The organism is Streptomyces sp. NPDC054872 (genome assembly GCF_053610705.1).
The window spans coordinates 20658-46272 of record NZ_JBSGYY010000049.1; the positions used below are offsets into that span (position 1 = coordinate 20658).

The window sequence follows — 25615 nt, forward strand, 5'->3', positions numbered from 1 at the left end:
CGCCAGGCCAACCCACACCGCCCGTTCTCCGCCCCCCAAGGCCCCCCACCCGGGGGGGGCGCCAACCCCCATAAAAAAAACCGGCCCGCCCCCCCCCCCGGTCCGGGTGCCTGCCGCGCTACAGGCCGCGCGGGGCCGTCGTACTGGCCCTGACCACGAGTTCCGTCGCCAGCTCGATGCGCGGCGATACGGGTGCCACGGAGCGCGCGAGATCGAGGACAGTGCGGGCCGCCAACTTGCCCATGTCGGCCAGGGGCTGGCGCACCGTGGTCAGGGGCGGTGCGCTCCAGCGCACCTCCGGCAGGTCGTCGAAACCGACGACGCTCATGTCCTCGGGCACCCGCAGGCCGCGCCGGCGCAAGGCCTCGATCGCACCCAGCGCCATCTGGTCACTGGAGGCGAAAACGGCGGTAGGCGGCTCGGCGAGGTCCAACAACCGGTTGCAGCCGGCGAATCCGGACGCATGGTAGAAGTCACCGGGCACGATCAGCTCGTCGTCCACCGGCACACCCGCCACGTCGAGCGCGGCCCGGTAACCATCCAGCCTGGCCCGCGAGCACAGCAGCCGGGGCGGGCCCTCTATGAACCCGATCCGCCGGTGCCCGAGGCCGAGCAGGTGCTCGGTCGCCGCCATCCCGCCCGCCCAGTTGGTGGCGCCGACCATCGGCGCCTCGGTCGCGGGCGACCCTGCCGGGTCGATCACCACAAGCGGCACGCCCAGGCGCTGCAACTCCTCGTGCAGCCCGGGCTCCAGGACCGACGTCACCAGGATCACGCCATCGGAGGCGCGGGCCCGCAGATTGGTCATCCACTGCCGCGCGGCGCCCGCCCGGTCATGGATCGCGGAGACCACCGTGCCCACCTCCGCCTCGTGCGCGACCTCCTCGACGCCGCGAATGATCTCCACGGCCCACGGGCTGTCCAGGTCGTTGAAGACCAGATCGAGCAGGGCCGCACGGTCTCCGGGCGCGGGCGGCCGGCGCCGGTATCCGTGCCGGCGCAGCAGCTCCTCCACCCGGGCGCGGGTGGCCGCTGACACGTCGGAACGTCCGTTCACGACCCGCGAGACGGTCGGGACCGAGACCCCGGCCTCCCGCGCGATCTCGGCGATCGTCACCTTGGCCGGCCCGTCCGGGCTCCGCGTGGTCGCCTTGCGCTGAGCGCCTTCCCCGGCCACGTTCCTCACCTCCGTCGACTCGTCATCCGAAAATCTCCGGATGCCTTCCGGAAACCGTAGGACATGCCGTCGACCACGTGCCGGTCAAGCCCCCGGTCCCTACGACCGGCCGGACGCACGGCCCCTCGATCCCTGCGCGACCCGCCTCCAGAACGTCGGCCCGCCAGGCCAGTTGGCGCCGCACGGACACGGCGGCGCCCTCTTCGCGACCGTCGTACGGATGCGCGGGGACCTCCAACGCCGAGGCCGTTCCGGCCGGTTCGCCCCAGCGGGGGCAGGCACGAGGCAGGCGGCCCCGTTGACAGGGGCGGGGAGCGGCCCTAAGTTGCGGCGACGTTGCCGAAAGATTCCCGGAAGTTCCCGGCGCACCATTCCCCGATTGTGCAAGGACCTCTGCCCGCGTGCGTGACGCACGCCCCTGCGTGGCGCAGGCCTCCTCGCCGCCGCATCCGACACCCCCACGGAGGACCCATGGCCCCTTCCCGCACCATGGCCTGCAAGCGGGCGCTGGTGGTCCGCGGCGGCTGGGAGGGGCACGCCCCCGTCGCCGCCTCGGACCGTCATGTCACCGCCCTCAAGGAGGACGGCTACGCGGTGACGGTCTCCGACACCCTCGACAGCTACCTCGACGCGGACCTGCTCACCGCGACCGATCTCGTGGTGCAGTGCTGGACGATGGGCGAGATCACCGCCCCTCAGGTGGAAGGTCTGAGCCGGGCCGTCCGCGCGGGCACCGGGCTGGCCGGCTGGCACGGCGGCATCATCGACGCCTTCCGTCCCCAACCGCTTTACCACCTGATGACGGGCGGTCAGTTTGTGTACCACGCAGAGGAGTTCATCACCTTCGAGGTGGTCCCCGTGCCGGGCAAGGCGGACCACCCCGTGCTGGCCGGCATCGACGCCTTCACCGTCACCACCGAGCAGTACTACCTGCACGTCGACCCGGCGATCGAGGTGCTCGCAACCTCCCTGTACGGCCACGATCCCGACCACCCCGAACTCCTTGGCACACCGGTACCGGTGACCTGGACGCGGCGCTGGGGCCAGGGCCGGGTCTTCGTCACCGCACTCGGACACAGCCTCGCGGACCTGGAGGTACCCCAGACCGACGCGATGATCAGGAACGGCATGGCATGGGCGACGCGGTGACGGCCCGCTCGCCCCTGCGCATCGGGGTGGTCGGCGCCGGACAGATCAGCGGGGCGTATCTGCGGACGCTTGCGACCCTGCCGGACCTGCCCGTCACTGCGGTCGCCGACCTGGACGAGACCCGGGCCTTCACCGTCGCGGCCACGGTCCCCGGCGCTCGCGCCACCACCCCGGACAAGCTGTACGCGGCCGAGGACGTCGACCTCGTCCTCAACCTGACCGTCCCCGCCGCGCACGCCGACGTCGCCCATGCCGCGATCGCCGCGGGCAAGCACGTGTACGGCGAGAAGCCGCTGGCCGCGACCACCACCGAGGCCCGGGCGGTGCTGGCCGCGGCCGACAGCGCGGGCGTGCGCGTGGGCTGTGCTCCGGACACGGTCCTGGGCACAGGGGTGCAGTCCGCCCGCGCGGTCCTGGACGCGGGGCAGCTCGGCACACCTGTCGCCGCCACCGCCTTCATGGTCACGCCGGGCCATGAACTCTGGCACCCCGCCCCGGAGTTCTACTACCGGCCCGGTGGCGGCCCCCTGTTCGACATGGGGCCCTACTACCTCACCGCCCTGGTCACGCTGCTCGGTCCGGTACGCACAGTGGTCGGCATGACATCCACCTCGCGTCCGGTGCGCACCGTCGCCGGCGGCCCGCGGGCCGGTACCGCCTTCCCGGTGGAGGTGGCCACCCACGTCACGGGCGTCCTCGAGCACGAGTGCGGGGCGCTGACCACGCTGGTGATGTCCTTCGACGTCTGGGCCGGCCACCTGCCGCGCATTGAGGTGTACGGCACCGACGGCTCCCTGTCCGTTCCCGACCCCAACGGCTTCGACGGGCCGGTGCGCCTCTTCAGGGCCGGGACCGGATCATGGGAGGACGTCCCCGTCCAGGGCGGCTACGCGGGAGCCGGGCGCGGCTACGGCATCGCCGATCTCGCGCGTTCCCTGGCCACCGGCACCCCGCACCGTGCGAGCGGCCACCTCGCCTACCACGTACTGGAAATCATGGAGTCGCTGCTCACCGCGTCCGACACCGGGCAAAGCATCACCGTCACGAGTGCGGGTGAGCGGCCCACCGCCGTCCCCGCCCACGCGCGGCCCGAGGCCGAGTGAGCCGATGCCGGACATCCGACGCCGGGGATGGTCGGGCTTTGACAGCCGGCCTCTCGCGGACGTCCCCCTGCGGTACGCCACGTGACGCAGGGGGAGGCGCCGTCGTGCAGGACCCCGGGCGTGCGGCGGTCAGGCCGGAGCCGTTGCGCGGCCGGTCTGCGGAGAGATCATGCCGGCGCACAGGCCGCGAGCCGCCAGTCCCTGCGCGATGCGCGGGATCGCGGCGCGCGTGTTGGCGGGCCAGTCGTGCATGAGGATGATCTGGCCGTGGGTGAGCCGAGCGGCGGCCTGCACGATCGCATCGGTACTGGCGCCGTTCCAGTCCTGTGAGTCGACGTCCCAGATGATCTGTGTCAGGCCGTACTTGGCCGCGACGGACTGCACCGTCGCGTTGGTCTCGCCGTACGGGGGACGGAACAGCCGGGGTGTGCCCCCTCCGGCGTTGGCGATGGCCTGTTGGGTGCGGGAGATCTCCGAGTCGATCTGTGACTGGCTGAGACGGGTCAGGTGAGGGTGGGTGTAGCTGTGGTTGGCGACCCACATGCCGGCGGCGACCTGCGCGCGGACCTGGGAGGGGTTGGCGGCGGCGTACTGCCCCTGGTTGAACATCGTGGCGCGCAGCCCGTTCCGCTTGAGCACGTCGAGCAGAGCCGGCGTGCTGGCGGACGGGCCGTCGTCGAAGGTGAGGCCGACGTAACCGGTGCAGGCGGCGGCTTGCGCCGAGGCGGCGTTGTTGACGGTGAGGGTGCATGCGCCGGCCATGGTGACGACGGCCAGCCCTGCTGTCAGGGAACGCAGCGAGTGAGGTGAGCGCATTTTCATCAGTGGGTCCTCCGGCTCGGGAATCTGTTGCGACACCTGGAGATGGCGGCGGTCGCGCGATGTCGGTCCGTAGGCGGCTCGCGGCGCGACCGCCGCAACCATCACGAAAAAGGGCTGTCCAACTCGCTCAGTACACCGTGATGTTGGAGCTGCCGCTGCTCTGGTAGCCCTCGGTCGCCATGATCATGTAGTACTTGAAGCTGCCCAGGGGCATCCCGGCTCGGCTCCAGGCGTCGAAGTGGTTGCCGCTGGTGATGCTTCCGCCCGTGCGCTTGGACTGCCGAACGCTCCAGTACTGGTCGAAGGTGCGCGTGCCCTCGACGGACGGGGCGTTGTACCGCGTGGTCCTGTAGATGTCGTAGGTGCCGCCGTCACTGGTGACGGTGCCCTTGTACGTGCCGGTGGGCCGGTAGGTGCCCCAGTTGTCGACGATGTAATACTCGACGAGCGGGTTCGACGTCCAACCGTAGAGCGTCAGATAGGCATTGCCGGAGGGGGAGAAGGTGCCCGAGTAGTTCACGGTCCTGCGGGAGCCGTTGGCCCAGCCCTTGCCGGCCACGAAGTTCCCGGTGTTGCGCCATGAGGTGCTGTACCTGCCGCCGGAGGACAGGGTCATGGAGACCGTTCCGGGGGCGTCGGTCCAGAACGAGTAGTAGTAACCGTTGTTGGTGCCGGTCTGGTTGGTCGTGATGGTCGTGTCCGCGTACGCGGTACCCGGCAGCGCGAGCGCGGAGGCGCCGAGTGTCAGGGCGCCGGCGGCGCCGATGAAAGTGCGGCGGCTCATCGGGGGTGCGGGGGACGGGTCGCTCATGTTCATGCTTCCTCCTGGTGGGGCCAGCGAGAGGCTGCACAGCCATTGAGGTGCGTGTCGACGTCGATAGGTTGGTGGCGGGCCGACACACTGTCAACTGTTTCGGCAAGGCAAGCGAAACTTTAGGCCCGCGGCCGCCCTCAGCTGTGCGCCATCGCACCTGGCCACAGGCATAACTGAGCGACGCAGCAACAGATATGACGCCCCGAGGCAAGATTGAGCCAAGGTGACGGGTAATCAACTCCAGTGGTCAGCCGAAAGTTTTTCGGATGGTCACGAGACCCGCTGTGCGGCCACCAGCCCGCAACGCGACAACGGGCCGTCATCGGCCTTGTCGGCACTCCGCCGTGCTCTCGCGCACGATCAGACTCGTCGCCAGCTCCACTCTGGTCGCCACCGGCTCCTCCGACCGCAGGCGCACCAGCATCTGCGCCGCCTCCTCGGCCATCTCTCGCAGGGGTTGGTGCACCGTCGTGAGCGGGGGACTCGACCACTGGGCCAAGGGCACGTCGTCGTAGCCGACCACGGACAGATCGTGCGGGACACGCAGGTCCCGCAGCCGGGCCGCCTCCAGGACACCGAGGGCCTGAAGGTCGCTGCCCGCGAAGATTGCGGTCGGTGGATCGTCCAGATCGAGCAGTCCGGCCGCCCGCTCACGACCGCCCTCGACGTGGAAGTCGCCGTACCGGACGAGTTCGGGGTCTGCCGGCAGTCCGGCCATGCTGAGCGCCGAACGGTACCCATCGAGCCGGGCGAGCGAGCAGAGCATGTCCTCGGGGCCAGTAATGATGCCGATGCGCCGGTGGCCGAGCTGGACCAGATGCCGCGTGGCGGCCAGGCCGCCGTTCCAGTTCGCCGAGCCCACCGAGGGCACGTCCGGGTCAGGGTCCCCGGCCGGATCGATGACGACGAACGGGATGGTGCGCGACCGCAATTGCTGCTTCACCTCGGTGGGGAGAGTCGAGAAGACCAGGACCACACCGCGCGGCCTGCGCCGCAGCACACCCTCGATCCATTCGGGCCCCGGCGCATGCCGCGTACCACTCTCGGTGAGCACCACACTTGCACCGCTGGCCTTCGCCACCTTCTCCACCCCGCGGATGAGCTCCAGGGCCCACACGCTCTCCAACTCGTGGAAGACGAGCTCGATGAGCGGCGCTTCGCGAGCGGCCCGAGTTGTGCGTCGGTAGGCGTTCTCGTCCAGGATGCGCTCCACCTTCACGCGGGTCGGAGTCGCCACGTCGCGCCGCCCGTTGAGCACCTTCGAAACAGTCGAAATGGAGACCCCCGCCTCCTGGGCCACCTGCGCCAGGGTGATGCGACCCAATCCCTCGTCATCTCGCATGCTCAGGAGCATAAGGCACGGTCAACCGTCCTCATCTGATGCAGTGTTGACCACTCACCCGCCCGCGACCGCCCTGCGCGTCGCAGCCACGCCGACTGCCATCGCCAGCACCATGCAAGCGACGGTAAACGGCCTCCTGAGCAGGAACCCGCGTAGTCCATAGGAGCTCTTGCTTGAGGCGGATGCGGTTAACGTCGCACGTCCGGTTCTGAGGGGGCCGGGGAGACCTGAGCGGGTGGACCCGCGTGACGTACGACCATCGCACCGCCGGTCGCCTCGCACTGGTTCACGCGGTGGTTCAGCCGTGAGGTGGCACAACCTCGATGACCGTGGCCGTGCCGGAAGCAGGCCGGGCCTCGTGCATCGTGATCACGTCACCGCACTTCAGATGCCTCCACTGCGCGGGGCTCAGCGGGGCCAGTCGAACGTCGGCGGTCTCTCCCGGGCCGATCTCCTCCGCGAACTCCACCCACACCCGTGCGACGCTCAGCTCTCGTTCTCCATCGGTGGTGCGATAGCCGATGTCCCACATCGGTCTGAGTCGACCGTCCCCGGCAAAGGCACTCCGGCGTCCGCCGTTCTCCACCTCCGGGAGACTCAGGGTCGCCCTGACCGTGCCGTGCCGGACTTCCCAGCCCCGCCACTCACACCAGCGCCGGCTGCGGTCGAGCATCATCTGCCGGGCGGCCTCGGCGAGAAGCTCATAGAAGTCCAGGGAGATCGGATGGACATCTCCGAACTCGATGAGAAGGCCGAGTACGCTCTCCCACTCCTGGCGCTTGATGTCCTCGCGAACATCCCCAACCGTCACGCCGTTCTCTGTCATGGCGTCTTCGGGCAACAGGTCAACGGCTTTCCGCAGGAGTGTGAACGCGTCATCCATGGGCCGGATTCTCTCCGGCCTTGGGTAACTTGTCACAGCCGAGCACCAGGACTCACCGGCGCGAGATGTAGGAACAGCTTGCCGCCCTGGGCCTGGTCCTCAACGCGGTGGTGTTGAGGTGCGAAGGGAACGTCCCTTCACCGCGTCCTGTTCCGTGAGATGGCTGTCCACGGTGGTGTTCAGGTCGGCCATGAACGCCTCGACCCGCTCCAGGAACTCGGGCGGGTAGTGCGACATCGCGGCGTCGAGGCGGTGCGCGAGCGGGCCGAAGAACTCGTCCGCCCTCTCCTGGATATGACCGCCGCTGCGCAGCGTGACGACACGCCGGTCGGTGTGCTCGCGGGCCCGTGTGATGTGCCCCGCCGCTTCGAGACGGTTGAGCAGCGCCGTGGTGGCGCCCGTGGAGAGGGAGATCCGCTCGCTCAGCCGCGCCGGTGACAGGGGGGTGCCGCGCTCCTCGGCGGCGGCGATCTCCAGGACCGCGGTCGCATCCGTGGAGTGCAGGCCCAGCCAGGCGGCGAAGCGCCGGCTGAGCTCGGCGTAGTGGCTGCCGTAGGTCCTCAGCGATTCCATCAGCCGCTCACGCTGCTCCGCGACACCGTCGCGCACTGCTTCCTCCATGCCTGCGCCCTTCGCTCCTGTCACGCGGTCCGCCGGTCATCCCGCTTTGACAACCTACCGCCCACCACTTTACCTTCACCATGGAATTACTTCACTATGGAGGTATCTGACGTGCGTGACCTGTCCCCGCCCCCCACCCCTGACGAGACGACCGAGCCCTACCGATGGCGATGGCTGATCTTGGCGGTGATGATCGTCGCGGAGATCATGGATCTTCTGGATGCCTCGATCGTCAATGTCGCTGGACCGGACCTGGAGAAATCCCTCGGTGCCGGTTCCGTCGGCCTGCAATGGGTGATCGGCGGCTACGCCCTCACCCTGGGCGCCGGGCTCGTGCTGGGCGGCCGGCTCGGCGACCGCTATGGCCGGCGCCGGATGTTCCTGATCGGACTCGGGGCCTTCACCGCGACCTCCCTGCTGTGCGCGATCGCGCCGAACATCGAGTTGCTGATCGCCTTCCGCCTGCTGCAGGGCACCGCCGGCGCGATGCTGCTGCCCCAGGGGCTGGGCCTGCTGCGGGAGAACTTCTCCGGCCCCGAGCTCACCAAGGTCTTCGCGATCTTCGGGCCCGTCCTGGGCCTGGGCGGCATCATCGGCCCGGTCCTGGGCGGCTTCCTCATCGAGGGCGACTTCTTCGGCCTGGGCTGGCGGTCGGTGTTCTTGATCAACCTGCCCATCGGTATCGCGGCACTGATCGTCGCCGCGAAGTTCGTGCCCAAGAAGGCGGGCGACCCCACGGTGCGGGTCGACATGACCGGCGCTGCCCTGGTCGTGGTGTCCTGCGCCCTCCTTGTGCTGCCGCTGAACCAGGGGCAGGAGGAGGGCTGGCCGCTGTGGACGTGGCTGTCCATGGCCGCCTCGGCGATCGGTTTCGCCCTCTTCGCGCTCCAGCAGCGCCGCACGGCCGCCGAGGGCCGCGAGCCGCTGGTGACCCCGGGCCTGCTGCGCAAGCCGGCCTTCACCGTCGGACTCGGCGGCATCGCCCTGTTCTTCGGCGGGCTCATCGGCACCCAGCTCGTGCTGACCCTGTTCCTCCAGATCGGCCAGCACTTCACCGCCGGCGACGCGGGACTGGGCAACCTGCCCCTCGCGGTGGGAACCGCGATCGGCGGCGCCATCAGCGGCGCCTTCCTCGCCGACAAGATCGGCCGCAAGGTGCTGCAGATCGGTCCGCTGGTCCAGCTGGTCGGCGCGGCCGTTCTGTGGTTCGAGCTCGACGGCCTGGATGCCGCCTCGTTCTCGATCTGGGACATCGCTCCCGGCGTGGCCGTGGCGGGTGTCGGCGCCGGCGTGGTGATCGCCGCCTTGTTCAGCTTCATCCTGGCCGCGGTCGACGACGACGAGATCGGCTCCGCCTCCGGCGTCCTGTCGGCGGTTCAGGCGATCGGAGGCTCCATCGGGGTCGCGGTCTTCGGCTCGGTGTTCTTCGCCCAGGCCAAGACCGGTGACTTCACCGGCGGCTTCCATCGCGCGCTGATCGTTCAGGCATGTCTGCTGGTGGTCTTCCTCGCGATCACCTTCCTGCTGCCCAAGAAGGGCCGTCCCGAAGACGAGCAGCACGGCATCACCCCCGACACGGCTGCCGACGGCTCCGGCGCCAAGCAACAGCACCTCACTGTCTGAGACCTGGCCAGGGACCGCGCGCCGCCAGCGGTCCCGGCCGGCCCGGACGAGTCCCGCGCCGGTCTTTCGCCCGGTGCATCGTGTCCATTCCATATGCCCACCTGTCGGCGGCTCGGCGTCAGCGCTAATGAATCGGTTAAGTATCCTCGTGACAACGTTGTCACCGTGGACCAACGTTGTGACTGTGGATTCGGGGCACGTGCCGTTCTGGCCGTGCCGGATGGGGAGGGTCATGTACGCGGCACTGGACATCGGGGGCACGAAGATCGCCGGAGCCCTGGTCGATGCGGACGGCCGGGTGACGCGGCGCGTTCAACGGCCGACCCCGGCGCAGGAGTCGGCGGGCGTGGTGATGGCAGCGGTCAGCGACGTGCTGGACACGCTGGCTCAGGACCCGGCGTGGGGCGTCATTCGTGGCTTCGGTGTCGCCAGTGCGGGTCCGGTGGACACTGCGCGAGGCACCGTCAGCCCGGTCAACATCCCGGCCTGGCGGGGTTTTCCGTTGGTGAGCGAGGTGCGTGCGCATCCTTTGCTGTTCGCCGGGCTCGAGCCCGTGCTGATCGGGGACGCGGTGGCGATGACGGCCGCGGAGCACTGGAAGGGCGCTGCGCAGGGCGTCGACAACGCGTTGTGCCTGGTGGTCTCCACCGGCGTCGGTGGGGGCCTGGTCCTCAACGGCCGCCTGTATCCGGGCCGGTCGGGGAACGCCGGGCACATCGGTCACATCAGCGTCGACCTCGACGGGATCGACTGTCCGTGCGGAGCCAGGGGCTGCGTGGAAGGGCTGGCCAGCGGGACTTCGATCGCCCGACAGGCGCAGGCCGCAGGGTGGACGCCGCCCGAGGGAGAGGCCGCGACGGCTGCGGCGGTCGCCGCCTCCGCCAGGCTGGGCGACGCGCGCGCCCTGGCCGCCTTCGACCGGGCCGCACAGGCGTTGGCGGCGCGGGTATCGCCGCGACGGCCACTCTGGTCGAGATCGACGTAGCGGTCATCGGTGGCGGCGTGGCGCAAGCCGGTCACCTGTTGTTCGCGCCCTTGCGGCGCCACCTCGACACCTACGCCGCGCTGGACTTCGTACAGGGTGTTGAGATCCGCCCTGCGGCGTTGGAGCAGGACGCCGGACTGGTCGGGGCAGCGGCGGCAGCCCGGGCGCTGTCGCGCTGTACGCCGGATGTCGGTGCCGGTCTGCCCCGGTAGAGCGGAACGCCGAAATCGGCTTCGTTCATGGAAACTTAACCGGTTCCGTTGAAAGCGTTGTGCTCCGCCCACCCGGCCCCTAGTGTCGTGGCCGTCGCCGAGCGGAAGTATCAACACCGGCCCGTCGTCCCCTGCGTGCCGCAGGCCGGAGGGCGTGCCGACTGGCTCCTCGCGTGCCGTTCGGACGCCGCTGCCCGGGCGTGAGTCGTCTCGCCCGGGCAGCGGTCCACCAGGCGCCGCACCGGGGCGTCCTGGTGGACCGCATCCGCGACGCGGCGGGTGCGGCCTGCACCGCCCCTGATGACACATCGTGCCGCGGGCCGCCGATGCGGGCTGCCCGAGATCTGGGCACACCCATCGACCCAGGAGCTGTAGATGAGACGAATACGAGCCGCCGTCGCGGCGGGAACCCTCCTCGCCGCCTGCGCCGCACTCCTCGCCACCGCCCCGTCCGCGCCTGCGGCCGACGCACCCGGCTTCCACATCCAGGACGGCCGACTGCTGGACGCCAACAACAAGGACTTCGTGATGCGCGGCGTCAACCACGCGCACACCTGGTACCCGGACAAGACCGACCAGGCGCTGAAGGACATCAAGGCCAAGGGCGCCAACACCGTGCGCGTGGTGCTGGGCACGGGCGATCAGTGGACCAAGAACGACACCGCAGATGTCACCGGAGTCGTCTCCCAGTGCAAGGCGAACCGGCTGATCTGCGTCCTGGAAGCCCACGACACCACCGGCTACGGCGAAGCGGGCGCGGCCGTATCGCTGTCCAAGGCCGTCGACTACTGGCTCAGCGTCAAAAGTGCCCTCGTCGGCCAGGAGAAGTACGTCCTGGTCAACATCGGCAACGAGCCGTTCGGCAACACCAACTACACGGCCTGGACCAACGACACCAAGAGCGCCGTCGGGCGGCTGCGGGCCGCGGGCCTGGACCACACCCTGATGGTCGACGCGCCCAACTGGGGCCAGGACTGGTCCTTCACCATGCGCGACAACGCCGCCGATGTGCTGGCCGCAGACCCCGACCGTAACATCCTCTTCGACATCCACATGTACGGCGTCTACGACACCCCCGCCGAGGTCAGTGACTACCTCAACCGGTTCACCGCTGCCAAACTGCCCGTTGTCGTGGGCGAGTTCGGCGACATGCACTCCGACGGGAATCCGGACGAGGACGCCATCATGGCCACCGCCCAGTCGAAGGGCATCGGGTACCTGGGCTGGTCCTGGAGCGGCAACGGCAGTGGCGTCGAGTACCTCGATCTGGCCCAGGACTTCGACGCGAGCCGGCTGACCGACTGGGGCAAGAGGCTGTTCGACGGGGCCAACGGCATCAAGGCCACGGCCAAGGAGGCCAGCGTCTTCGGCAGCGACAGCGGAGGCACCGACCCGGGCGAGGGCGGGGTCGGCGCCTGCGCCGTCTCCTATCGTCTGAGTGACTGGGGCAGTTCATTCAACGCCGACGTCACCATCCGCAACACGTCCGACAAGAAGATCGACGGCTGGAAGCTCGGCTTCGCCTTCCCCGGCCAGCAGAAGATCAACTCGGTGTGGAACGCCAAGGCCGTCCAGAGCGGCGCCGCTGTCCACGTCACCCCCGAGTCCTGGACGAACTCGATCCCCGCCGGCGGCACCGTGAGCTTTGGTCTCAACGGATCCTCCACCGGCCCGAACACCGCGCCGACATCCTTCACGCTCGACAGCAAAACCTGCACCACCACCTGAACCCTGGTCCAGTGACCGGATGAGCGTCCTTCAGCGGCCGACCGGTAGGGTCGGCCGCTGAAGCACGGAACCGGTACAGCAGGAGGGCGCATGAAACGGCCGACGATCGCGGACATCGCGCGCCAGGCGGGGGTCTCCAAGGTCGCGGTCTCCTACGCGCTCAACGACCAGCCGGGCGTCTCCGCGCAGACCAGGGCGCGGGTCAAGGCCATCGCGCAGGAGGTCGGCTGGCGGCCCAGCAGCGCCGCCCGCGCGCTGAACGGCGCGCAGGCCCGAGCCGTGGGCCTGGCCGTGTGCCGGCCCGCACGCACCCTCAGCGTCGAGCCGTTCTTCATGGAACTCATCGGCGGCATCGAGTCCGAGCTCGCCCCGCGCTCCATCGCGCTCATGCTGCAGACCGTCACCAGCCACGGCGACGAGATCGAGCTCTACCGCCGCTGGTGGGGCGAGGGCCGGGTGGACGGCGCGCTCCTGGTGGACCTGCACGACGACGACCCTCGCGTGCCCGCACTCGCGGCCCTGGACATGCCGGTGGTGGCGCTCGGCCCGCCGCACGCGGCCGGGACCGTCCCCGCCGTCTGGTCCGACGACGGAGCCAGCATCCGGGAAACGGTCGCCTATCTGACGGCTCTGGGGCACCGCAGCATCGCGCGGGTAGCGGGACTCGCACACCTCGCGCACACCACCGTGCGCGATGCCGCCTTCGAGGAGAGCTGCCGCGAGGCGGGCCTGCCCGAGCCCGCCGTGGTGCACACCGACTATTCCGGTGAGGACGGGGCACAGGCCACCCGCAGGCTGCTCATCGCCCCGGACCGTCCCACCGCGATCGTCTATGACAACGACATCATGGCCGTCGCGGGTCTGTCGGTCGCCCAGGAACTGAACCTGGAGGTTCCCCGCGACCTGTCCCTGGTGGCGTGGGACGACTCACCCTTCACCCAGGCCGTACGGCCTCAACTGACGGCCCTGACACGGGACATCTTCGAGTACGGGGCCTGTGCCGCGCGGACCTTGCTGACCGCCATCGGCAAGGAGCCTGTCGGGCATCTGCAGGTGGCCGCCGCCCGGTTGGCACCCCGGGCCAGCACCAGCCCACCTCGCCCCCGCTGAGGTGAGCCGGTGGCTCGAGAGCCGACGTGTCGCTGCGAGTCAGCTCTGCGGCGGGCGAGGTGCGGCGGTCGACGCGCGAGGCGTCAGCGCGGGGGCCCGGGGCGGCAGGGGGGAGACCTCCCGGCCGGCGATGACGGCGAACAGCTCGCGGGTGACCTGGGCGCCGAAACCGTGCACGTCGTGGCTCATGGCGGACAGGGTCGGGTGGGTGAGGCGGCACAACTGGGAGTCGTCCCAGGCGAGCAGGGACAGGTCGTCCGGTACGGCGATGCCCATTTCGGCGGCGACACCGAGCCCGGCCACGGCCATGAGGTCGTTGTCGTAGACGATCGCGGTCGGCCGCTGGGGCCGCAGGAGCAAGGAGCGGGTGGCGCGGGCTCCGTCCTCACCGGCGAACCCCGTCGCCACCTGGACCCCAGGACCCAGGCCCAGCTCCCGCAAGGTGCCTTCGAAGGCCCGTTCGCGGATGGCGCTGTGCCCCAGGCCGAGCGGGCCGCCGACCCGGGCGATGCGGCGGTGGCCAAGAGCGGCGAGGTAGCGCACCGCCTCGGCCACCGCCGTGGCATCGTCCGTCCAGACCGATGGAAGGCCGCCGGTCAGGTCGGGGTGGCCGACGGCCACGGCCGGGATGCCGAGCTGTTTGAGCGGCTCGACCCGCGGGTCGTCCCGGTGGAAGTCGACCAGGATGGATCCGCCGACCTGCCGTTCTCGCCACCATGTCTCCTGCACGGAGATCTCCTCGTCCAGGCTGTTGACCAGACGCAGCAGCAGGGAGCAGGACCGCTCGGCCAGGACGCTCTCGATGCCGGAGATGAACTCCATGTAGAACGGTTCGAGGCCGAGCAGCCTGGCAGGGCGGCACAGGGCGAGGCCGATCGTGTCGGTCCGCTGCGTCGACAGGCTGCGGGCCGAGGAGTTGGGTGCCCAGCCCAGCTCCCGGGCGGCGGCGAAGATGCGCTCCCGTGTGGTCTCGGCAAGGCCGGGCTTGTGATTGAACGCGATCGACACCGCTCCCTTGGAAACCCCGGCTGCGGCCGCGACGTCCTTGATGGTGACGCGTTGGACAGGGGCGCTCACGCCGGTTCCACACAGAAGAGGGCCGCGCGAAAGGCATTGGCTCCCACACCGCCGGCCCCGTGCACACGAATGCGGGTCTGCTCGCCCGGCAGCAAGGTGATCAGGCCGCGGTCGGCGGTCGCATGCGGCGCGAGACGGTCGGGCTGGAGCAGCAGATCCCGTACGAGGGTGTGCGCGCTCACCACGACGTCGACCGTGTCCCAGTCTTGCCCCACGGTCTCCACCGCTATGTCGAACCGTGGCGCCGGATAGCCGAACTCCTTGTCCCGGACGGGCAGATGCAGCGCGCGCAGTCCGTCGGCGTCGGCCACCAGGTACTCCTTGGTGACGCCCGCCGCGGGCCGCACCTCCGGCGGGGCCGGCAGCCGCAGGACCTCGCGTGCGGGCACCGTGAACCCGAGCGAGACGCGCGCGGCGAGCGTGCCGTCGGTCCGCATCAGGCGCAGCGTCACGTCGCAACCCCAAGGCTCAGCGCCCTGATTGGCCAGGACGAGCTCCGGGCCGTCAGATCCCGGCTGGAGGGTCAGGAGGCGGTCGGCGTAGACGCGGCGCAGCTCGTGGTGGAGCGGCTTGAGGCGGCCGTCGCCGTCAATCGCGGACCAGGAGCTGACCGGCCAGCAGTCGTTGATCTGCCACACGATGGTGCCGGCGCAGCGGGGCCAGTTGGCGCGCCAGTGCTCGATCCCGGTGGCGACGGCGCGGGCCTGGACGACTTGGGCCAGATAGTGCCAGCGGTCGAAGTCCTGCTCCGGCAGGGCGAAATGACGCTCGACGCCGCGGTTCAGCTTGCCGTTGCCGTCCTCGGCCTTCTGGTGACGCAGCATGCCCGGTGAATCGGATGCGAGGTCCTCGCCGGGCAGAGCGCGGCGCAGCGTGGCGAACGCGGCGGGTGCCTGCCAGCCGAATTCCGAGACGAAGCGGGGCACGTTCGTGAGGTACTCGGTGTAGTCCTGGCGGTTCCACACCTCCCACGAGTGGTAGGTGCCGTGGTCGGGGTCGTTGGGGTGGTGGTCCCAGGAACCGGACCATGGGCTGCCCGCGCTGTATGCCCGGGTGGGGTCCAACTCCGCGACGACGCGCGGCAGGAGCCCCAGGTAGTAGCCCTCGCCCCAGGAGTTCGCGGCGAGGGGCTGCTCCCAGTCCCAGTCCCGGAATCCCCACAGGTTCTCGTTGTTTCCGTTCCACAGCACGAGGCTGGGGTGCGGCATGAGCCGTACGACGTTGTCGCGGGCCTCGGACTCCACTTCGCCGCGCAGCGGCTGCTCCTCGGGGTAGGCAGCGCAGGCGAACAGGAAGTCCTGCCAGACCATCAGGCCGAGTTCGTCGCAGGCGTCGTAGAAGGCGTCGTCCTCGTAGATGCCGCCGCCCCAGACGCGGACCAGGTCGACGTTGGCGGCGGCGGTCTGCTCCAGGCGGGTGCGGTAGCGCTCGGGTGTGACCCGGGAGGGCAGCACGTCGTCGGGAATCCAGTTCACACCGCGTACGAAGATCCGCTCGCCGTTGACGACGAACGTGAACCCGGTGCCGTGCTCGTCGGCCGCGCGGTCCAGCTCGACGCTGCGGAAGCCGACCCGTCGCTGCCAGCCGTCCAGGGCGCCGTCGCCGTCGCCGTCGAGGAGGGTCAGTTCGACGTCATACAGGGGCTGTTCGCCGTACCCGCGCGGCCACCACAGTCGCACGTCCGGCACGTCGAGCACGAGCGTGACAGCGTTGTCATCGGGCTCTGCGCGTGCCGTAACCCCCGCCACCGTGGCGTGCACGGTCAGAGGCCGACCGGCGCCTGAGGCCGTGCGTTCGAGATCAATGCGTAGCTCCACGCGACCGCGCGTACCATCCACGCTCACCAGCGGACGCACCCGCTCGATGCGCGCCGTCGACCAGTGCTCGAGCCGGACCGGGCGCCACATGCCCGCGGTGACCACCGTCGGCCCCCAGTCCCAGCCGAAGTTCGCGGCCATCTTGCGGATGTATTGAAACGGCTGGGGGTAGACGTTCGGCCGGTCGCCCGTCAGCTCCTTCACGGCGGCGGCCTCGTCGTAGGCAGAGGCGAACGTGACGTTCAACTCGCCCGCGAGTCCCGTGACATCGAACCGGTAGGTGCGGTGCATGTTGCGCGTGCGCCCCAACTCCTGACCGCCCAGGGTGATGCGGGCGGCGGTGTCAAGGCCCTCGAAGACCAAGTCGGTGCGCTCGTAGGATGTCGCGCCACCTGCGGCGTCGTCCAGTTGGCGTGTGTAGGTCCATGCCCGCCGCCCCACCCACTGCACCTCGTGCTCGTTCGCGCCGAGGAAGGGGTCGGGAATCAGGCCCGCAGCCAGCAGATCCGTGTGGACGCAGCCGGGGACACGGGCGTCGAGGACTCTCCCCTCGTGGCTGACGTGCCAGCCCTCGGTCAGCTGGACGTTGTGCTTCATCAGCGGCTCCAATCAGACAGGCGCAGGCCCTGGTCGTGCGCATCGCCCGCCAACTTAACCTCCACTTGATTAACCGGTCCAGTCCCCGAAAGCGATCACGGCCGCACATAACACCCCAGCCTGGCGGCCTGACTTGACGCCAGACGCCGGGTTTACCGGTAACGATTAGGCATCGTGCCGGAAATCAGAGCTTTACCGGTTCACGGATGGCTGACATAGTGCCGTCAGCCGCTGGGCCCGAGCCGTAACCCTTGGAAGGAGTTGGGCACATGAGGAAGAAGCCGCTGAGCGCCGCGCTGCTTGCCGTCGCGATGCTGACCGTCGCGGGATGTGGCGGGGGAGGGGGCTCGACGGGGGAGGCCGCCACCGCACCCTCCGACCCCGGCAAAGCCTCAGGCACCATCACCGTGCTGACCAACCGCACCGACCTGGTGCAGGACGGCACGATGAAGAAGTACGCCGCCGAGTTCAAGAAGACCTACCCCAAGGTGACGGTGAAGTTCCAGGGCATCACCGACTACGAAGGGGAGGTCAAGATCCGGATGAACACCGAGAACTACGGTGACGTCCTGCTGATTCCCTCGGTGATAGCCAAGGGCGACTACCCGAAGTTCTTCGCCCCTCTGGGCGACACCAAGGACATGGCACGCGCCTACCGCTTCACCGGCAAGACCGACGTCAAGGGGAAGACCTACGGCATCGCCAACTTCGGCACCGTCAACGGCCTGGTCTACAACAAGGCGGTGTGGAAGAAGGCCGGCATCACCGACTGGCCCACCACCCCCGCGCAGTTCCTCGCCGATCTCAAGCAGATCAAGGCGAAGACCGGAGCGACGCCGTACTACACCAACTTCAAGGACGGCTGGCCGCTGAGCAGCCCCTGGACCAACAGCGTCGGCTCGGTCAGCTGCGACGCGAAGGCGTCCGACGTCCTCGCCACCGCCGACAAGCCGTGGGCCAAGGGCAGCGACCTCCACGTCCTCGACTCCCTGCTCCACGACATCGTCCACGAGAAGATGTCGGAGAAGGACCCCACGACCACCAACTGGGAGACGTCCAAGACGGATCTGGCCAAGGGGGATATCGGCAGCATGCTCCTCGGATCCTGGGCCGTGAACCAGATGCGCGACGCCGCCAAGAAGGCGGGTCGGAACCCGGACGACATCGGCTTCATGCCCGTTCCGGTGCAAAAGGACGGCAAGTTCTGCGCCACGATGCTCTCCGACTACCAACTCGCCGTGAACACACACTCCGAGAACAAGAGCGCCGCCCGCGCCTGGATCGACTGGTTCACCGAGAAGTCCGGCTTCGCCGCCAAGGAAGGCGGGGTCTCTGCCCTGTCCTCCATGAGCTTCCCCGACGTCCTCAAGCCTTATCAAGACAACGATGTCAAGCTCATTGAGCGGTCCGAGGCCAAGACCGAGCAGGTCAACGCCATCGACAACGCCTCCGAAATCGGCCTCGCCAAGCAGGACTACCGGCAGAAGCTGATCGACATCGCCCGCGGCGCCCAGAAGGGCTCCCTGCAGGACTACTTCGACGATCTCGACAAGCGCTGGGCCGACGCGGCCGCCGCCGGCAACTGACCCGGACACGAGCACGGGGCCCCGCACCGTTCGCGCGGGCCGGGCCCCACTTCCGCAGCACGCTCGACACGGATCATGAAAGGCCCCTTCGACATGACCGACACCACGTCCAAAGCGCCGCCGGCACCCGCGCGCCCCGCCGCCCCCGTCGGCCGCCGCTCCCGCCGGGGCGCCAAGACCACCCGTTCCTGGCGGGATCACCCGCTGCGCAGGATCACCCCGTGGCTGTTTCTGCTGGCGCCTCTGGCGCTGCTGATCACGTTCACCTACGTGCCGGTGGGCAACATGATCTATTACAGCTTCACGGACTGGGACGGCGTCAGCCCCGACCGCAACACCGTCGGGTTCGAGAACTACACCCAGCTCTTCACCAGGCCCGAACTGTTCCGGGTGTTCTTCGTCAGCTTCTACTACCTGGCCGCGTCCGCCGTGCAGATCGTGATCGCCCTGTACTTCGCGACGATCCTCAGCTTCGACCTCCGCTTCCGCAACTTCTTCAAGGGCATCCTGTTCTTCCCCTACCTGATCAACGGCGTCGCCATCGGTTTCGTCTTCCTGTATTTCTTCCAGGACGGCGGAACGCTCGACTCGGTCCTGTCGTGGTTCGGCGCCGGCGGTGACCACGCCTGGCTCGGTGATCCGCAGTCGGCCAACACCTCACTGGCCGGGGTGTCGGTGTGGCGCTTCACGGGCTTGAACTTCGTCCTGTTCCTGGGCGCGATCCAGTCGATCCCCGGAGAGCTCTACGAGGCGGCCCAACTCGACGGGGCGAGCCGCTGGCAGCAGTTCCGCCACATCATCGCGCCCAGCATCCGGCCGGTGCTGAGCCTCAGCGTCATCCTGGCGATCTCCGGCTCGCTCGCCGTCTTCGAGATCCCGTACATCATGACCGGCGGCGCGACCGGCACCTCGACCTTCGTCATCCAGACGGTCAAGCTCGCCTTCCAGTTCAACAAGACGGGCCTGGCCTCGGCCTGCGCCGTGGTGCTGCTCCTGATCATCCTGGTGATCACCTGGATCCAGCGGCGCCTTGTGCCCGACGACAAGGTGGACCTCGTATGACCACGCTCACCACGCACGACCACTCGACGACCCGCCGGCGACCCCGCATCGGCACGGCCCTGACGTACCTCTCCCTGGTCGTCGCCTCGCTCGTGGTGCTGGTCCCCCTCGTCGTCATCTTCCTCACCTCCCTGAAAACCTCCCGGGAAGTAAGCGACGGCGGCGCGCTGAGCCTGCCCCACGACTGGCTGAACTTCTCGAACTACGCCACCGCGTTCAACGACGGCGAGATGCTCAGGGCGTTCGGGAACACCGCGTTCATCCTGCTGTTCTCCGTCACCGGAACCGTGCTCATCGGCTCCATGACCGCGTACGCCATCGACCGCTTCGAGTTCCGTCTGCGGAAGACGGTGATGGCCCTCTTCCTCATTGCCACCCTGGTCCCCGGTGTGACGACGCAGGTCGCCACCTTCCAAGTGGTCAACAGCTTCAGTCTGGTGGACAGCCGGTGGGCGCCGATCCTGCTCTACATGGGCACGGACATCGTGTCCATCTACATCTTCCTGCAGTTCATCCGGGGCATTCCGACCTCGCTCGACGAGGCGGCCCGGCTCGACGGCGCGAACACCTTCACCATCTACCGCAAGATCATCTTTCCGTTGCTCAAACCGGCGATCGCCACCGTCGTCATCGTCAAGGGCATCACGACGTACAACGACTTCTACATCCCGTTCCTCTACATGCCCTCCGAGGACAAAGGGACCATCTCCACGGCCCTGTTCCGCTTCAAGGGGCCTTTCGGGGCGCACTGGGAAGCCATCTCGGCAGGGGCGATCCTCGTGATCCTGCCGACGCTGCTCATCTTCCTGTTCCTGCAGCGCTACATCTACAACGGCTTCGCGCAGGGGGCCACCAAGTAGTCCCACGGCGTCGTGGTGGCGCGCTCGGCCGGTGGTCGGTCAAGCGCGGTCGATGCGGTCGAGCAGCGTCCGGGCTTCGACGGTGCGGTAGTGCTCGGGGCCGAAGGAGGCCAGGCAGGCGTGGTGAGCAGCTGCGGCCTTACGGCGGGCTTCAAGATCGCGGCGAAGGCCCGACAGGGCGGTGGCAACGACCAGTTCGACGGCGCCTGCATCCGGATGGCGCTGCTCCTCGGGCAGACCGTGAAACAGCCGGCCGGCCACCTGCGCCTCGGCCAGGGCCTCTTCGTGGCGGGCTTGGCCGTTCAGGCTGCGTGCCAGGCCGAGCCGCAGGACCAGGGACGCCCGGTCGGGTGCGCGGTGGGCGGCCAGGGCCTCGCGGGCGAGCGCCTCGGCTTCCTGGTGGCGCCCCTGCGCGTTGAGGGCGAAGACCAGGCCATTGCGCGCGGCCGTCGCCAGGAGTGACATCTCCGGGCCGGCACCGCGGCTCGCGGCCGCGGCGACGGCCGCACACTCCGCCTCGCACTCGGCGTACCTGCCGAGCGAGGTCATCTGCTGGGCGCGGTCCGAACGCAGCTTCAGGGTCAGCCAGTGATCGGCCCCGAATATCCTGCTGAAGGCCGGCAGCGCTTCGTCGTACGTGGCGAGCGCCTCGGTGTGGCGCCCCTGAGCGCCGGTCGCGATCGCGGCGATGTTCAGCGCCGCGGCTGCGTACTCGTCGTCGCGTGGCCGCGACCGGGCCACGGCGCGGGCCTCGGCCTCCGCCTCGGCGTAACGCCCGGCCTCATACAGTGCTTTGGCCTGCGCCACCGGAGTTCCCGTCATCCACCTGGCGTCATTACGGCCACGCGGCCGGAAAAATCTCATGGCAGGGAGCATACGGATGCATGCTGAGCCTGCTGCTCGGCGGGCCTGGATGACCTGCCGCCTTCCCGAACGCCCTGGCCAAGTGCGAGCCGGGGCAGCGGGAAGGGGCCGTGCGGACACGAGGCAGCAGCGTCACGACTGTTCTGTCAAAAAGGCCACCACAGCACCCAGGAACTGCTCCTGCCCCTCGACGTTCGCCATGTGCACCGTGGGCAGGACGGTGAACCGCGCGCCGGGGACGGTCGCGGCGAGCTCCTTCCCGTGGGCGGCGGACGTGACGGTGTCGTGCTCGCCCGCGATGACAAGCGTCGGGTTCGGGATGAGTGTGGCCGTGCGGCGCAGGTCGTAGTCGCGCACCGCGGCCCAGCTCCCGGCCACGCCCTCGCGCCGCGTGGCGAGCAGAGTGCGGCGAAAGCCCTCGATGACCTCGTCGTCGCCTTGCAGCATGTGGGCCGGGAACCAGTTGTGCAGGAACATCTCCGCGGTGCTCTGCATGTCGGGGGCTTCCAGCAGTTCGGCGATCGGTCGATCCCACTGATTCGCCGGGCCGAGATACGCGGCGGTGTTGGAGAGCACCAGGCGGTCGACGCGCTCCGGAACGTGGATACCCAGCCACTGCGCGACGATTCCGCCCAGAGACAGGCCCAGCACGTGCACCCGCTGCAGGCCCAGGGCATCCAGCAGCTCCACCACGTCGCGCCCCAGCCGGTCCAGGGAATACGGGCCGCTCGGGACATCGGAGGCACCGTGGCCGCGCGCGTCGTAGCGCAGCAGCCGGAAGTGCTCGGTCAGAGCCGACACCTGGCCGTCCCACATGTGGAGGTCGGTACCGATGGAGTTCGAGAGCAGCAGCACCGGCTTGTCCTCGTCACCGTCGAAGCGGTAGGCGATGCGGACGCCATCGCCGGTGGTGATGGCGGTACGGGCCTGAGAAGTCATGTCAGCTCCAGTGATCTAGCGGCTATGCACTCAGCCTATGGACGCCACCCGCAGACTTCTATTACAAAGATCGGAAGGGCTCTGTAGGGTCTCTGAACAATGTCGAACTTCACGCTCCACGAGTTGCAGTGCTTCAACGCCGTTGTCCAGAACGGTGGTTTCCAGGCCGCCGCCGAGCGACTGCACCGCTCGCACCCTTCCGTGTTCGCGGCAGTCGCCAAGCTGGAACGCCAGCTGGGCCTGGACCTGCTGGACCGCTCCGGCTATCGGGTGCAGCTCACCGAGGCGGGGCACGCCTTTCACCGCAAGGTGCGCTACCTGCTGCACGAAGCCGAGGAACTGCAGACCTACGCCGCGCAGTTGGCGATGGGTGAAGAAGCCGAACTGCGCGTGGTGCTCGGCGACCTGTGCCCGCTTCCACCGGTGTTGGAGTTGCTCAGCCGCTTCTTCGCGCAGTGCCCACAGACCCGACTGCACCTGCAGTTCGAGACGGTCACCGGCCCGTGGGAGCGGCTGCTGGAGGACGAAGCCGACCTCATCGTGCACCGCGTCCCCAAAAGCGACGTGCGGATGGAGTGGATCGATCTCGGCCGCGTCGCGCTGGTGCCCGTGGTGGCGCCAGGCTTCCTGCCCTTTGCTCCGGACGCCGACATCACACCGCAGCGGATGCAGTCCTTCACTCAGTGCGTGATCCGGGATTCGGCGCGGCAGCCGTCCGAGCAGGGCCATTTCCTGGTCGAAGGCGCGCCCCGCAGCTCCGTTCCTGACCACCTCATGAAGAAGGAGCTGATCTTGCACGGCATGGCGTGGGGACACGTGCCCCGATTCCTGATCGAGACCGAGTTGCGTGACGGACGCCTGCTGTCCATCGCCGGACGGCACTTTCCCGGTGTGGTCGAGGAACTCTCGGCATCTCGCCGACGCGACCGCCCGCATGGGCCGGTCGCCGACCAGCTGTGGGACTTCTTGGCCCGCCATGCGCCGGTCCTGCGGCCGACTCTGGGACGTGTACCCAGGGCGAAGAAGGCACCGGAACACTGAACTCTTCCGAACAGTGAAGGCACACGACCCACCCGACCCGATGGACACCGCATAGAAACGTCCTCACTACGTCCCAATGACGATCACGGACCCGTTGTCACCCGTGGGCCAGGGGCGTGCTGTTGGTGACATCGCGGTGCCGGCGATCAGGCCGAAGGCATGCCGTAGGCGTCGGCGATCAGCTCGGTGGACCGGATCCGGGCCTGGACGGAGTGGCCGACGCTACCGATCATGAGTTCGTCGGCGCCGGAGTCCCGCTGGACCTGGTTGAGGTGGGCGGTGACCTGCTCGGGGGTGCCGTGCGGGACGTGGGTCAGCCAGCTGTCGACGGCCTGCTGTTCCTGGGCGTCGTAGGGGTACGTGTCGACTTCCTCGGGGGACGGCAGCAGGTAGGACTTGCGTTGGAACATGCGCAGCATCGCGTGTGCGAGGGCGCCGGCCGGCAGTCGCGGTGGGGCTCTGCCGGCCGGCGCCCGGCCATGTCCGGCGCATGCGCCCGACGTACGTGGGGTCAGCCGCGGACGCCGAAGTCGAGGCGGTCGGTGAGGTGAGCGGCGGCAAAGGCGGCGACGAGTTCGTCATGGCCCTCGGTGAAGTGGGCCCAGCTGTCGTAGTGGACGGGGACCACGCGTGCGGCATCAAGGATTTTCGCGGCCTGGGCGGCCTGGGCGCTGTCCAGGACGATCACCTTGCCGTCGAAGACTTCGGTGAAGCGGGGTGCTCCGGCGAAGAGGAGGGCGGTGTCGACCGGTGCGAAGCGCTCGGCGATGTCCTCCACCGCTTCGAGAGAGGCGTTGTCCCCGCTGACGTAGACGGTGGGCAGGCCCTCGCCGGTGAGGACGAAGCCGACGACCTGGCCGGTGAGCGGCTCGACCTCCTCGCGCGGGCCGGGGCCGTGAATGGCGGGTACGCCGGTCACGGTGACCGCGCCGGGCCCGCCGTCCCGGCGCTCGAGCTCGACAGCCTGCCAGTCGGCGAGGCCGGTGGCCGCCTCCCCGAGACGCTCTCCGCCGCCGGGGGTGGTGAGCGTCAGCGGGACGTCGGCGAGCAGGGCCCGGCCGGAGGTGTCGAGGTTGTCGGCGTGCTCGTCGTGCGAAAGCAGAACCACGTCGACGCGGCCGACATCGGCGGGGCTGCCGTGAGCCGCCGCCGTTTTGGTGAGCACGACGGCCGGCGCCTGGTGGTCGCCGGGGCCGTCGAAGGTCGGGTCGGTGAGAAAGCGCAGGCCGCCGTACTCGAAGAGAGCGGTCGGGCCGCCGAACACGCGCACAGGGAAGGGGGCGGGCTGCAGGGTCGGGGAAGACACGTTAAGGGTTCCTCACGGATAGATTGCGTATTAACCGTGAGGTGAATGTACGCACGTCTCACGGATTAACGCAACCCGTACCATGAGAAGCATGCAAGAGTTCGTGATGGAAGAAGCCGCCCTGCCATCGGCGCCGGGCGAGGCGCAGCACCCCTCCCTGGCCCTGGCCAACAGCGCCGTTGCGCTGCCCGGCGGGCACACGGCCGACCTGCTGAGCAGTCCGGCACAGGCCGAGCAGTGGCTGGCGCAGCGCGACCTCGCCCCCGCCGACGCCGGCCTGGCGGAGGTCTGCGCCGCGCTGCTGCGCTCTCTGCGCGAACAGGTCAGGTCGCTGCTGGCCTCCCGCGTCGCCGGCCAGGCCGCCCTGCCCGCCGCCGTCACCGCGATCAACGACGCGATGACCCGGGTCCCCACCGCGTCCCTGCTGCTCTGGGACGAGAAGGGGCCCTACCGCGCCACACCGCACCCCACCACCGCGCTCGTCGAGCACGCCCTTGCGGTGATCGCCGCCGACGCCGCCGACCTGCTCACCTCGCCCGACGCCGCCCGCTTGATCGCCTGCGCCTCACCGCCCTGCAATCGCTTCCTGTTGAAGCACGGCCGCCGCCAGTGGTGTTCCACCCGCTGCGGCGACCGCGTCCGCGCCGCCCGCGCCTACGCCCGCCGCACCGCGACGGAGTGATGTGTCGTCACCGGACGATCCATCTGACGCTTCATGTGGATGCTGGGCCGGCGTGACGACGTCACATTCCGGCCGGTTTGATGGGTGCTGGATGGGTCAGGGCCGGTTGTGTCGTACGCACTTGCTTGAGTGCGCGTGCACGTCGTCCCAACAGACTTTGACCTACGCAGCCCCGCCGGGCGTCGCAGGCGCGGGCGCGGTGTCGTGGCTGCGGG

Annotated in this window: 22 protein-coding genes and 1 pseudogene; 11 read left to right on the forward strand and 12 right to left on the reverse strand. The window is 69.1% G+C overall.

The annotated features are described in order from the left end of the window. Positions 1-118 precede the first annotated feature (118 nt). The gene (locus ACWGIH_RS38420; RefSeq protein ID WP_453451566.1) at positions 119-1177 is read right to left on the reverse strand and encodes a LacI family DNA-binding transcriptional regulator; all 1059 of its coding nucleotides are present in this window, start codon (positions 1175-1177) and stop codon (positions 119-121) included. 471 nt (positions 1178-1648) lie between these two features. Here ACWGIH_RS38420 and ACWGIH_RS38425 point away from each other — a divergent pair, with 471 nt between their 5' ends. Then, positions 1649-2326 carry a ThuA domain-containing protein gene (locus tag ACWGIH_RS38425; RefSeq protein ID WP_453451567.1) on the forward strand — a complete coding sequence of 226 codons (678 nt, stop codon included), beginning with the start codon at positions 1649-1651 and terminating at the stop codon, positions 2324-2326. Then, positions 2311-3429: a Gfo/Idh/MocA family protein gene (locus ACWGIH_RS38430; RefSeq protein WP_453451568.1), complete on the forward strand. Its 1119-nt coding sequence runs from the start codon at positions 2311-2313 to the stop codon at positions 3427-3429. Before ACWGIH_RS38425 ends, ACWGIH_RS38430 begins: the two co-directional genes overlap by 16 nt. A gap of 129 nt (positions 3430-3558) precedes the next feature. Here the strand turns inward: ACWGIH_RS38430 and ACWGIH_RS38435 are convergent, their stop codons facing one another. The 5 genes from ACWGIH_RS38435 to ACWGIH_RS38455 form a co-directional block, all read right to left on the reverse strand. Then, positions 3559-4245: a polysaccharide deacetylase family protein gene (locus ACWGIH_RS38435; RefSeq protein WP_453451569.1), complete on the reverse strand. Its 687-nt coding sequence runs from the start codon at positions 4243-4245 to the stop codon at positions 3559-3561. A 133-nt stretch (positions 4246-4378) separates the two neighbouring features. Then, positions 4379-5062 (reverse strand): glycoside hydrolase family 11 protein, encoded by a 684-nt coding sequence (locus ACWGIH_RS38440; RefSeq protein ID WP_453451570.1) that lies wholly within the window; start codon positions 5060-5062, stop codon positions 4379-4381. Between the two features lie 322 nt (positions 5063-5384). Continuing rightward, positions 5385-6419, reverse strand: a complete 1035-nt coding sequence (locus tag ACWGIH_RS38445) for a LacI family DNA-binding transcriptional regulator (RefSeq protein ID WP_453451571.1) — start codon at positions 6417-6419, stop codon at positions 5385-5387. A 286-nt stretch (positions 6420-6705) separates the two neighbouring features. Continuing rightward, a complete protein-coding gene (locus ACWGIH_RS38450) occupies positions 6706-7290 on the reverse strand; it encodes a hypothetical protein (RefSeq protein WP_453451572.1) in 585 nt (194 codons plus the stop codon). Positions 7291-7389: 99 nt separating this feature from the next. Next, entirely contained in the window at positions 7390-7911 is a 522-nt protein-coding gene (locus tag ACWGIH_RS38455; RefSeq protein WP_453451573.1) for a MarR family winged helix-turn-helix transcriptional regulator, read from the reverse strand. Positions 7912-8007: 96 nt separating this feature from the next. Between ACWGIH_RS38455 and ACWGIH_RS38460 the strand changes: the two genes are divergently transcribed. The 4 genes and pseudogenes from ACWGIH_RS38460 (at position 8008) to ACWGIH_RS38475 (ending at position 13569) form a co-directional block, all read left to right on the forward strand. Next, entirely contained in the window at positions 8008-9534 is a 1527-nt protein-coding gene (locus ACWGIH_RS38460) for an MFS transporter (protein ID WP_453451574.1), read from the forward strand. Between the two features lie 220 nt (positions 9535-9754). After that, positions 9755-10731 (forward strand): annotated as a pseudogene (locus ACWGIH_RS38465) (ROK family protein). A 375-nt stretch (positions 10732-11106) separates the two neighbouring features. Beyond that, the gene (locus ACWGIH_RS38470) at positions 11107-12459 is read left to right on the forward strand and encodes a cellulase family glycosylhydrolase (protein WP_453451575.1); all 1353 of its coding nucleotides are present in this window, start codon (positions 11107-11109) and stop codon (positions 12457-12459) included. Positions 12460-12549: 90 nt separating this feature from the next. Then, complete coding sequence (locus ACWGIH_RS38475; protein WP_453451576.1) at positions 12550-13569, forward strand: LacI family DNA-binding transcriptional regulator; 1020 nt, start codon at positions 12550-12552, stop codon at positions 13567-13569. 39 nt (positions 13570-13608) lie between these two features. Here ACWGIH_RS38475 and ACWGIH_RS38480 read toward each other — a convergent pair whose 3' ends face one another. Together ACWGIH_RS38480 and ACWGIH_RS38485 are read right to left on the reverse strand one after the other, a co-directional pair. Continuing rightward, positions 13609-14646, reverse strand: coding sequence for a LacI family DNA-binding transcriptional regulator (locus ACWGIH_RS38480; RefSeq protein ID WP_453451577.1), 1038 nt, complete (start codon positions 14644-14646; stop codon positions 13609-13611). Continuing rightward, the gene (locus tag ACWGIH_RS38485; protein ID WP_453451578.1) at positions 14643-17060 is read right to left on the reverse strand and encodes a glycoside hydrolase family 2 protein; all 2418 of its coding nucleotides are present in this window, start codon (positions 17058-17060) and stop codon (positions 14643-14645) included. The genes ACWGIH_RS38480 and ACWGIH_RS38485 overlap by 4 nt, the downstream gene beginning before the upstream one ends. Before the next feature lie 269 nt (positions 17061-17329). On the opposite strand from ACWGIH_RS38485, the gene ACWGIH_RS38490 reads away from it, so the two are divergent. The 3 genes from ACWGIH_RS38490 to ACWGIH_RS38500 all read left to right on the forward strand — a co-directional run bounded on the left by ACWGIH_RS38490 (position 17330) and on the right by ACWGIH_RS38500 (position 20568). After that, positions 17330-18646 carry an ABC transporter substrate-binding protein gene (locus ACWGIH_RS38490; RefSeq protein WP_453451579.1) on the forward strand — a complete coding sequence of 439 codons (1317 nt, stop codon included), beginning with the start codon at positions 17330-17332 and terminating at the stop codon, positions 18644-18646. A 93-nt stretch (positions 18647-18739) separates the two neighbouring features. Next, positions 18740-19708: a carbohydrate ABC transporter permease gene (locus ACWGIH_RS38495; RefSeq protein WP_453451580.1), complete on the forward strand. Its 969-nt coding sequence runs from the start codon at positions 18740-18742 to the stop codon at positions 19706-19708. Then, the gene (locus ACWGIH_RS38500; protein WP_453451581.1) at positions 19705-20568 is read left to right on the forward strand and encodes a carbohydrate ABC transporter permease; all 864 of its coding nucleotides are present in this window, start codon (positions 19705-19707) and stop codon (positions 20566-20568) included. The genes ACWGIH_RS38495 and ACWGIH_RS38500 overlap by 4 nt, the downstream gene beginning before the upstream one ends. 39 nt (positions 20569-20607) lie before the next feature. On the opposite strand, the gene ACWGIH_RS38505 is transcribed toward ACWGIH_RS38500, so the two are convergent. Both ACWGIH_RS38505 and pcaD read right to left on the reverse strand, forming a co-directional pair. Then, positions 20608-21390, reverse strand: coding sequence for a tetratricopeptide repeat protein (locus tag ACWGIH_RS38505; protein ID WP_453451582.1), 783 nt, complete (start codon positions 21388-21390; stop codon positions 20608-20610). Between the two features lie 174 nt (positions 21391-21564). Continuing rightward, on the reverse strand, positions 21565-22371 hold the full coding sequence (gene pcaD, locus ACWGIH_RS38510) for a 3-oxoadipate enol-lactonase (RefSeq protein ID WP_453451583.1): 807 nt from the start codon (positions 22369-22371) through the stop codon (positions 21565-21567). A gap of 99 nt (positions 22372-22470) precedes the next feature. Here pcaD and ACWGIH_RS38515 point away from each other — a divergent pair, with 99 nt between their 5' ends. Next, a complete protein-coding gene (locus ACWGIH_RS38515; protein ID WP_453451584.1) occupies positions 22471-23412 on the forward strand; it encodes a LysR family transcriptional regulator in 942 nt (313 codons plus the stop codon). A 146-nt stretch (positions 23413-23558) separates the two neighbouring features. Here the strand turns inward: ACWGIH_RS38515 and ACWGIH_RS38520 are convergent, their stop codons facing one another. Next, positions 23559-23822: a hypothetical protein gene (locus ACWGIH_RS38520; protein ID WP_453451585.1), complete on the reverse strand. Its 264-nt coding sequence runs from the start codon at positions 23820-23822 to the stop codon at positions 23559-23561. 101 nt (positions 23823-23923) lie between these two features. Further along, the gene (locus tag ACWGIH_RS38525) at positions 23924-24718 is read right to left on the reverse strand and encodes an MBL fold metallo-hydrolase (RefSeq protein WP_453451586.1); all 795 of its coding nucleotides are present in this window, start codon (positions 24716-24718) and stop codon (positions 23924-23926) included. An 82-nt stretch (positions 24719-24800) separates the two neighbouring features. On the opposite strand from ACWGIH_RS38525, the gene ACWGIH_RS38530 reads away from it, so the two are divergent. Continuing rightward, positions 24801-25400, forward strand: coding sequence for a CGNR zinc finger domain-containing protein (locus tag ACWGIH_RS38530; RefSeq protein WP_453451587.1), 600 nt, complete (start codon positions 24801-24803; stop codon positions 25398-25400). Positions 25401-25615: the final 215 nt, after the last annotated feature.

What these genes read in the sequence shown, in the direction of transcription:
- ACWGIH_RS38425 (WP_453451567.1), top strand. Translation starts at nt 1,649, where the DNA reads ATGGCCCCTTCCCGCACCATGGCCTGCAAGCGGGCGCTGGTGGTCCGC.
- ACWGIH_RS38430 (WP_453451568.1), top strand. Translation starts at nt 2,311, where the DNA reads ATGGGCGACGCGGTGACGGCCCGCTCGCCCCTGCGCATCGGGGTGGTC.
- ACWGIH_RS38435 (WP_453451569.1), bottom strand. Translation starts at nt 4,245, where the DNA reads ATGCGCTCACCTCACTCGCTGCGTTCCCTGACAGCAGGGCTGGCCGTC.
- ACWGIH_RS38440 (WP_453451570.1), bottom strand. Translation starts at nt 5,062, where the DNA reads ATGAGCGACCCGTCCCCCGCACCCCCGATGAGCCGCCGCACTTTCATC.
- ACWGIH_RS38445 (WP_453451571.1), bottom strand. Translation starts at nt 6,419, where the DNA reads ATGCTCCTGAGCATGCGAGATGACGAGGGATTGGGTCGCATCACCCTG.
- ACWGIH_RS38450 (WP_453451572.1), bottom strand. Translation starts at nt 7,290, where the DNA reads ATGGATGACGCGTTCACACTCCTGCGGAAAGCCGTTGACCTGTTGCCC.
- ACWGIH_RS38455 (WP_453451573.1), bottom strand. Translation starts at nt 7,911, where the DNA reads ATGGAGGAAGCAGTGCGCGACGGTGTCGCGGAGCAGCGTGAGCGGCTG.
- ACWGIH_RS38460 (WP_453451574.1), top strand. Translation starts at nt 8,008, where the DNA reads ATGGAGGTATCTGACGTGCGTGACCTGTCCCCGCCCCCCACCCCTGAC.
- ACWGIH_RS38470 (WP_453451575.1), top strand. Translation starts at nt 11,107, where the DNA reads ATGAGACGAATACGAGCCGCCGTCGCGGCGGGAACCCTCCTCGCCGCC.
- ACWGIH_RS38475 (WP_453451576.1), top strand. Translation starts at nt 12,550, where the DNA reads ATGAAACGGCCGACGATCGCGGACATCGCGCGCCAGGCGGGGGTCTCC.
- ACWGIH_RS38485 (WP_453451578.1), bottom strand. Translation starts at nt 17,060, where the DNA reads ATGAAGCACAACGTCCAGCTGACCGAGGGCTGGCACGTCAGCCACGAG.
- ACWGIH_RS38490 (WP_453451579.1), top strand. Translation starts at nt 17,330, where the DNA reads ATGAGGAAGAAGCCGCTGAGCGCCGCGCTGCTTGCCGTCGCGATGCTG.
- ACWGIH_RS38495 (WP_453451580.1), top strand. Translation starts at nt 18,740, where the DNA reads ATGACCGACACCACGTCCAAAGCGCCGCCGGCACCCGCGCGCCCCGCC.
- ACWGIH_RS38500 (WP_453451581.1), top strand. Translation starts at nt 19,705, where the DNA reads ATGACCACGCTCACCACGCACGACCACTCGACGACCCGCCGGCGACCC.
- ACWGIH_RS38505 (WP_453451582.1), bottom strand. Translation starts at nt 21,390, where the DNA reads ATGACGGGAACTCCGGTGGCGCAGGCCAAAGCACTGTATGAGGCCGGG.
- pcaD (WP_453451583.1), bottom strand. Translation starts at nt 22,371, where the DNA reads ATGACTTCTCAGGCCCGTACCGCCATCACCACCGGCGATGGCGTCCGC.
- ACWGIH_RS38515 (WP_453451584.1), top strand. Translation starts at nt 22,471, where the DNA reads ATGTCGAACTTCACGCTCCACGAGTTGCAGTGCTTCAACGCCGTTGTC.
- ACWGIH_RS38520 (WP_453451585.1), bottom strand. Translation starts at nt 23,822, where the DNA reads ATGTTCCAACGCAAGTCCTACCTGCTGCCGTCCCCCGAGGAAGTCGAC.
- ACWGIH_RS38530 (WP_453451587.1), top strand. Translation starts at nt 24,801, where the DNA reads ATGAGAAGCATGCAAGAGTTCGTGATGGAAGAAGCCGCCCTGCCATCG.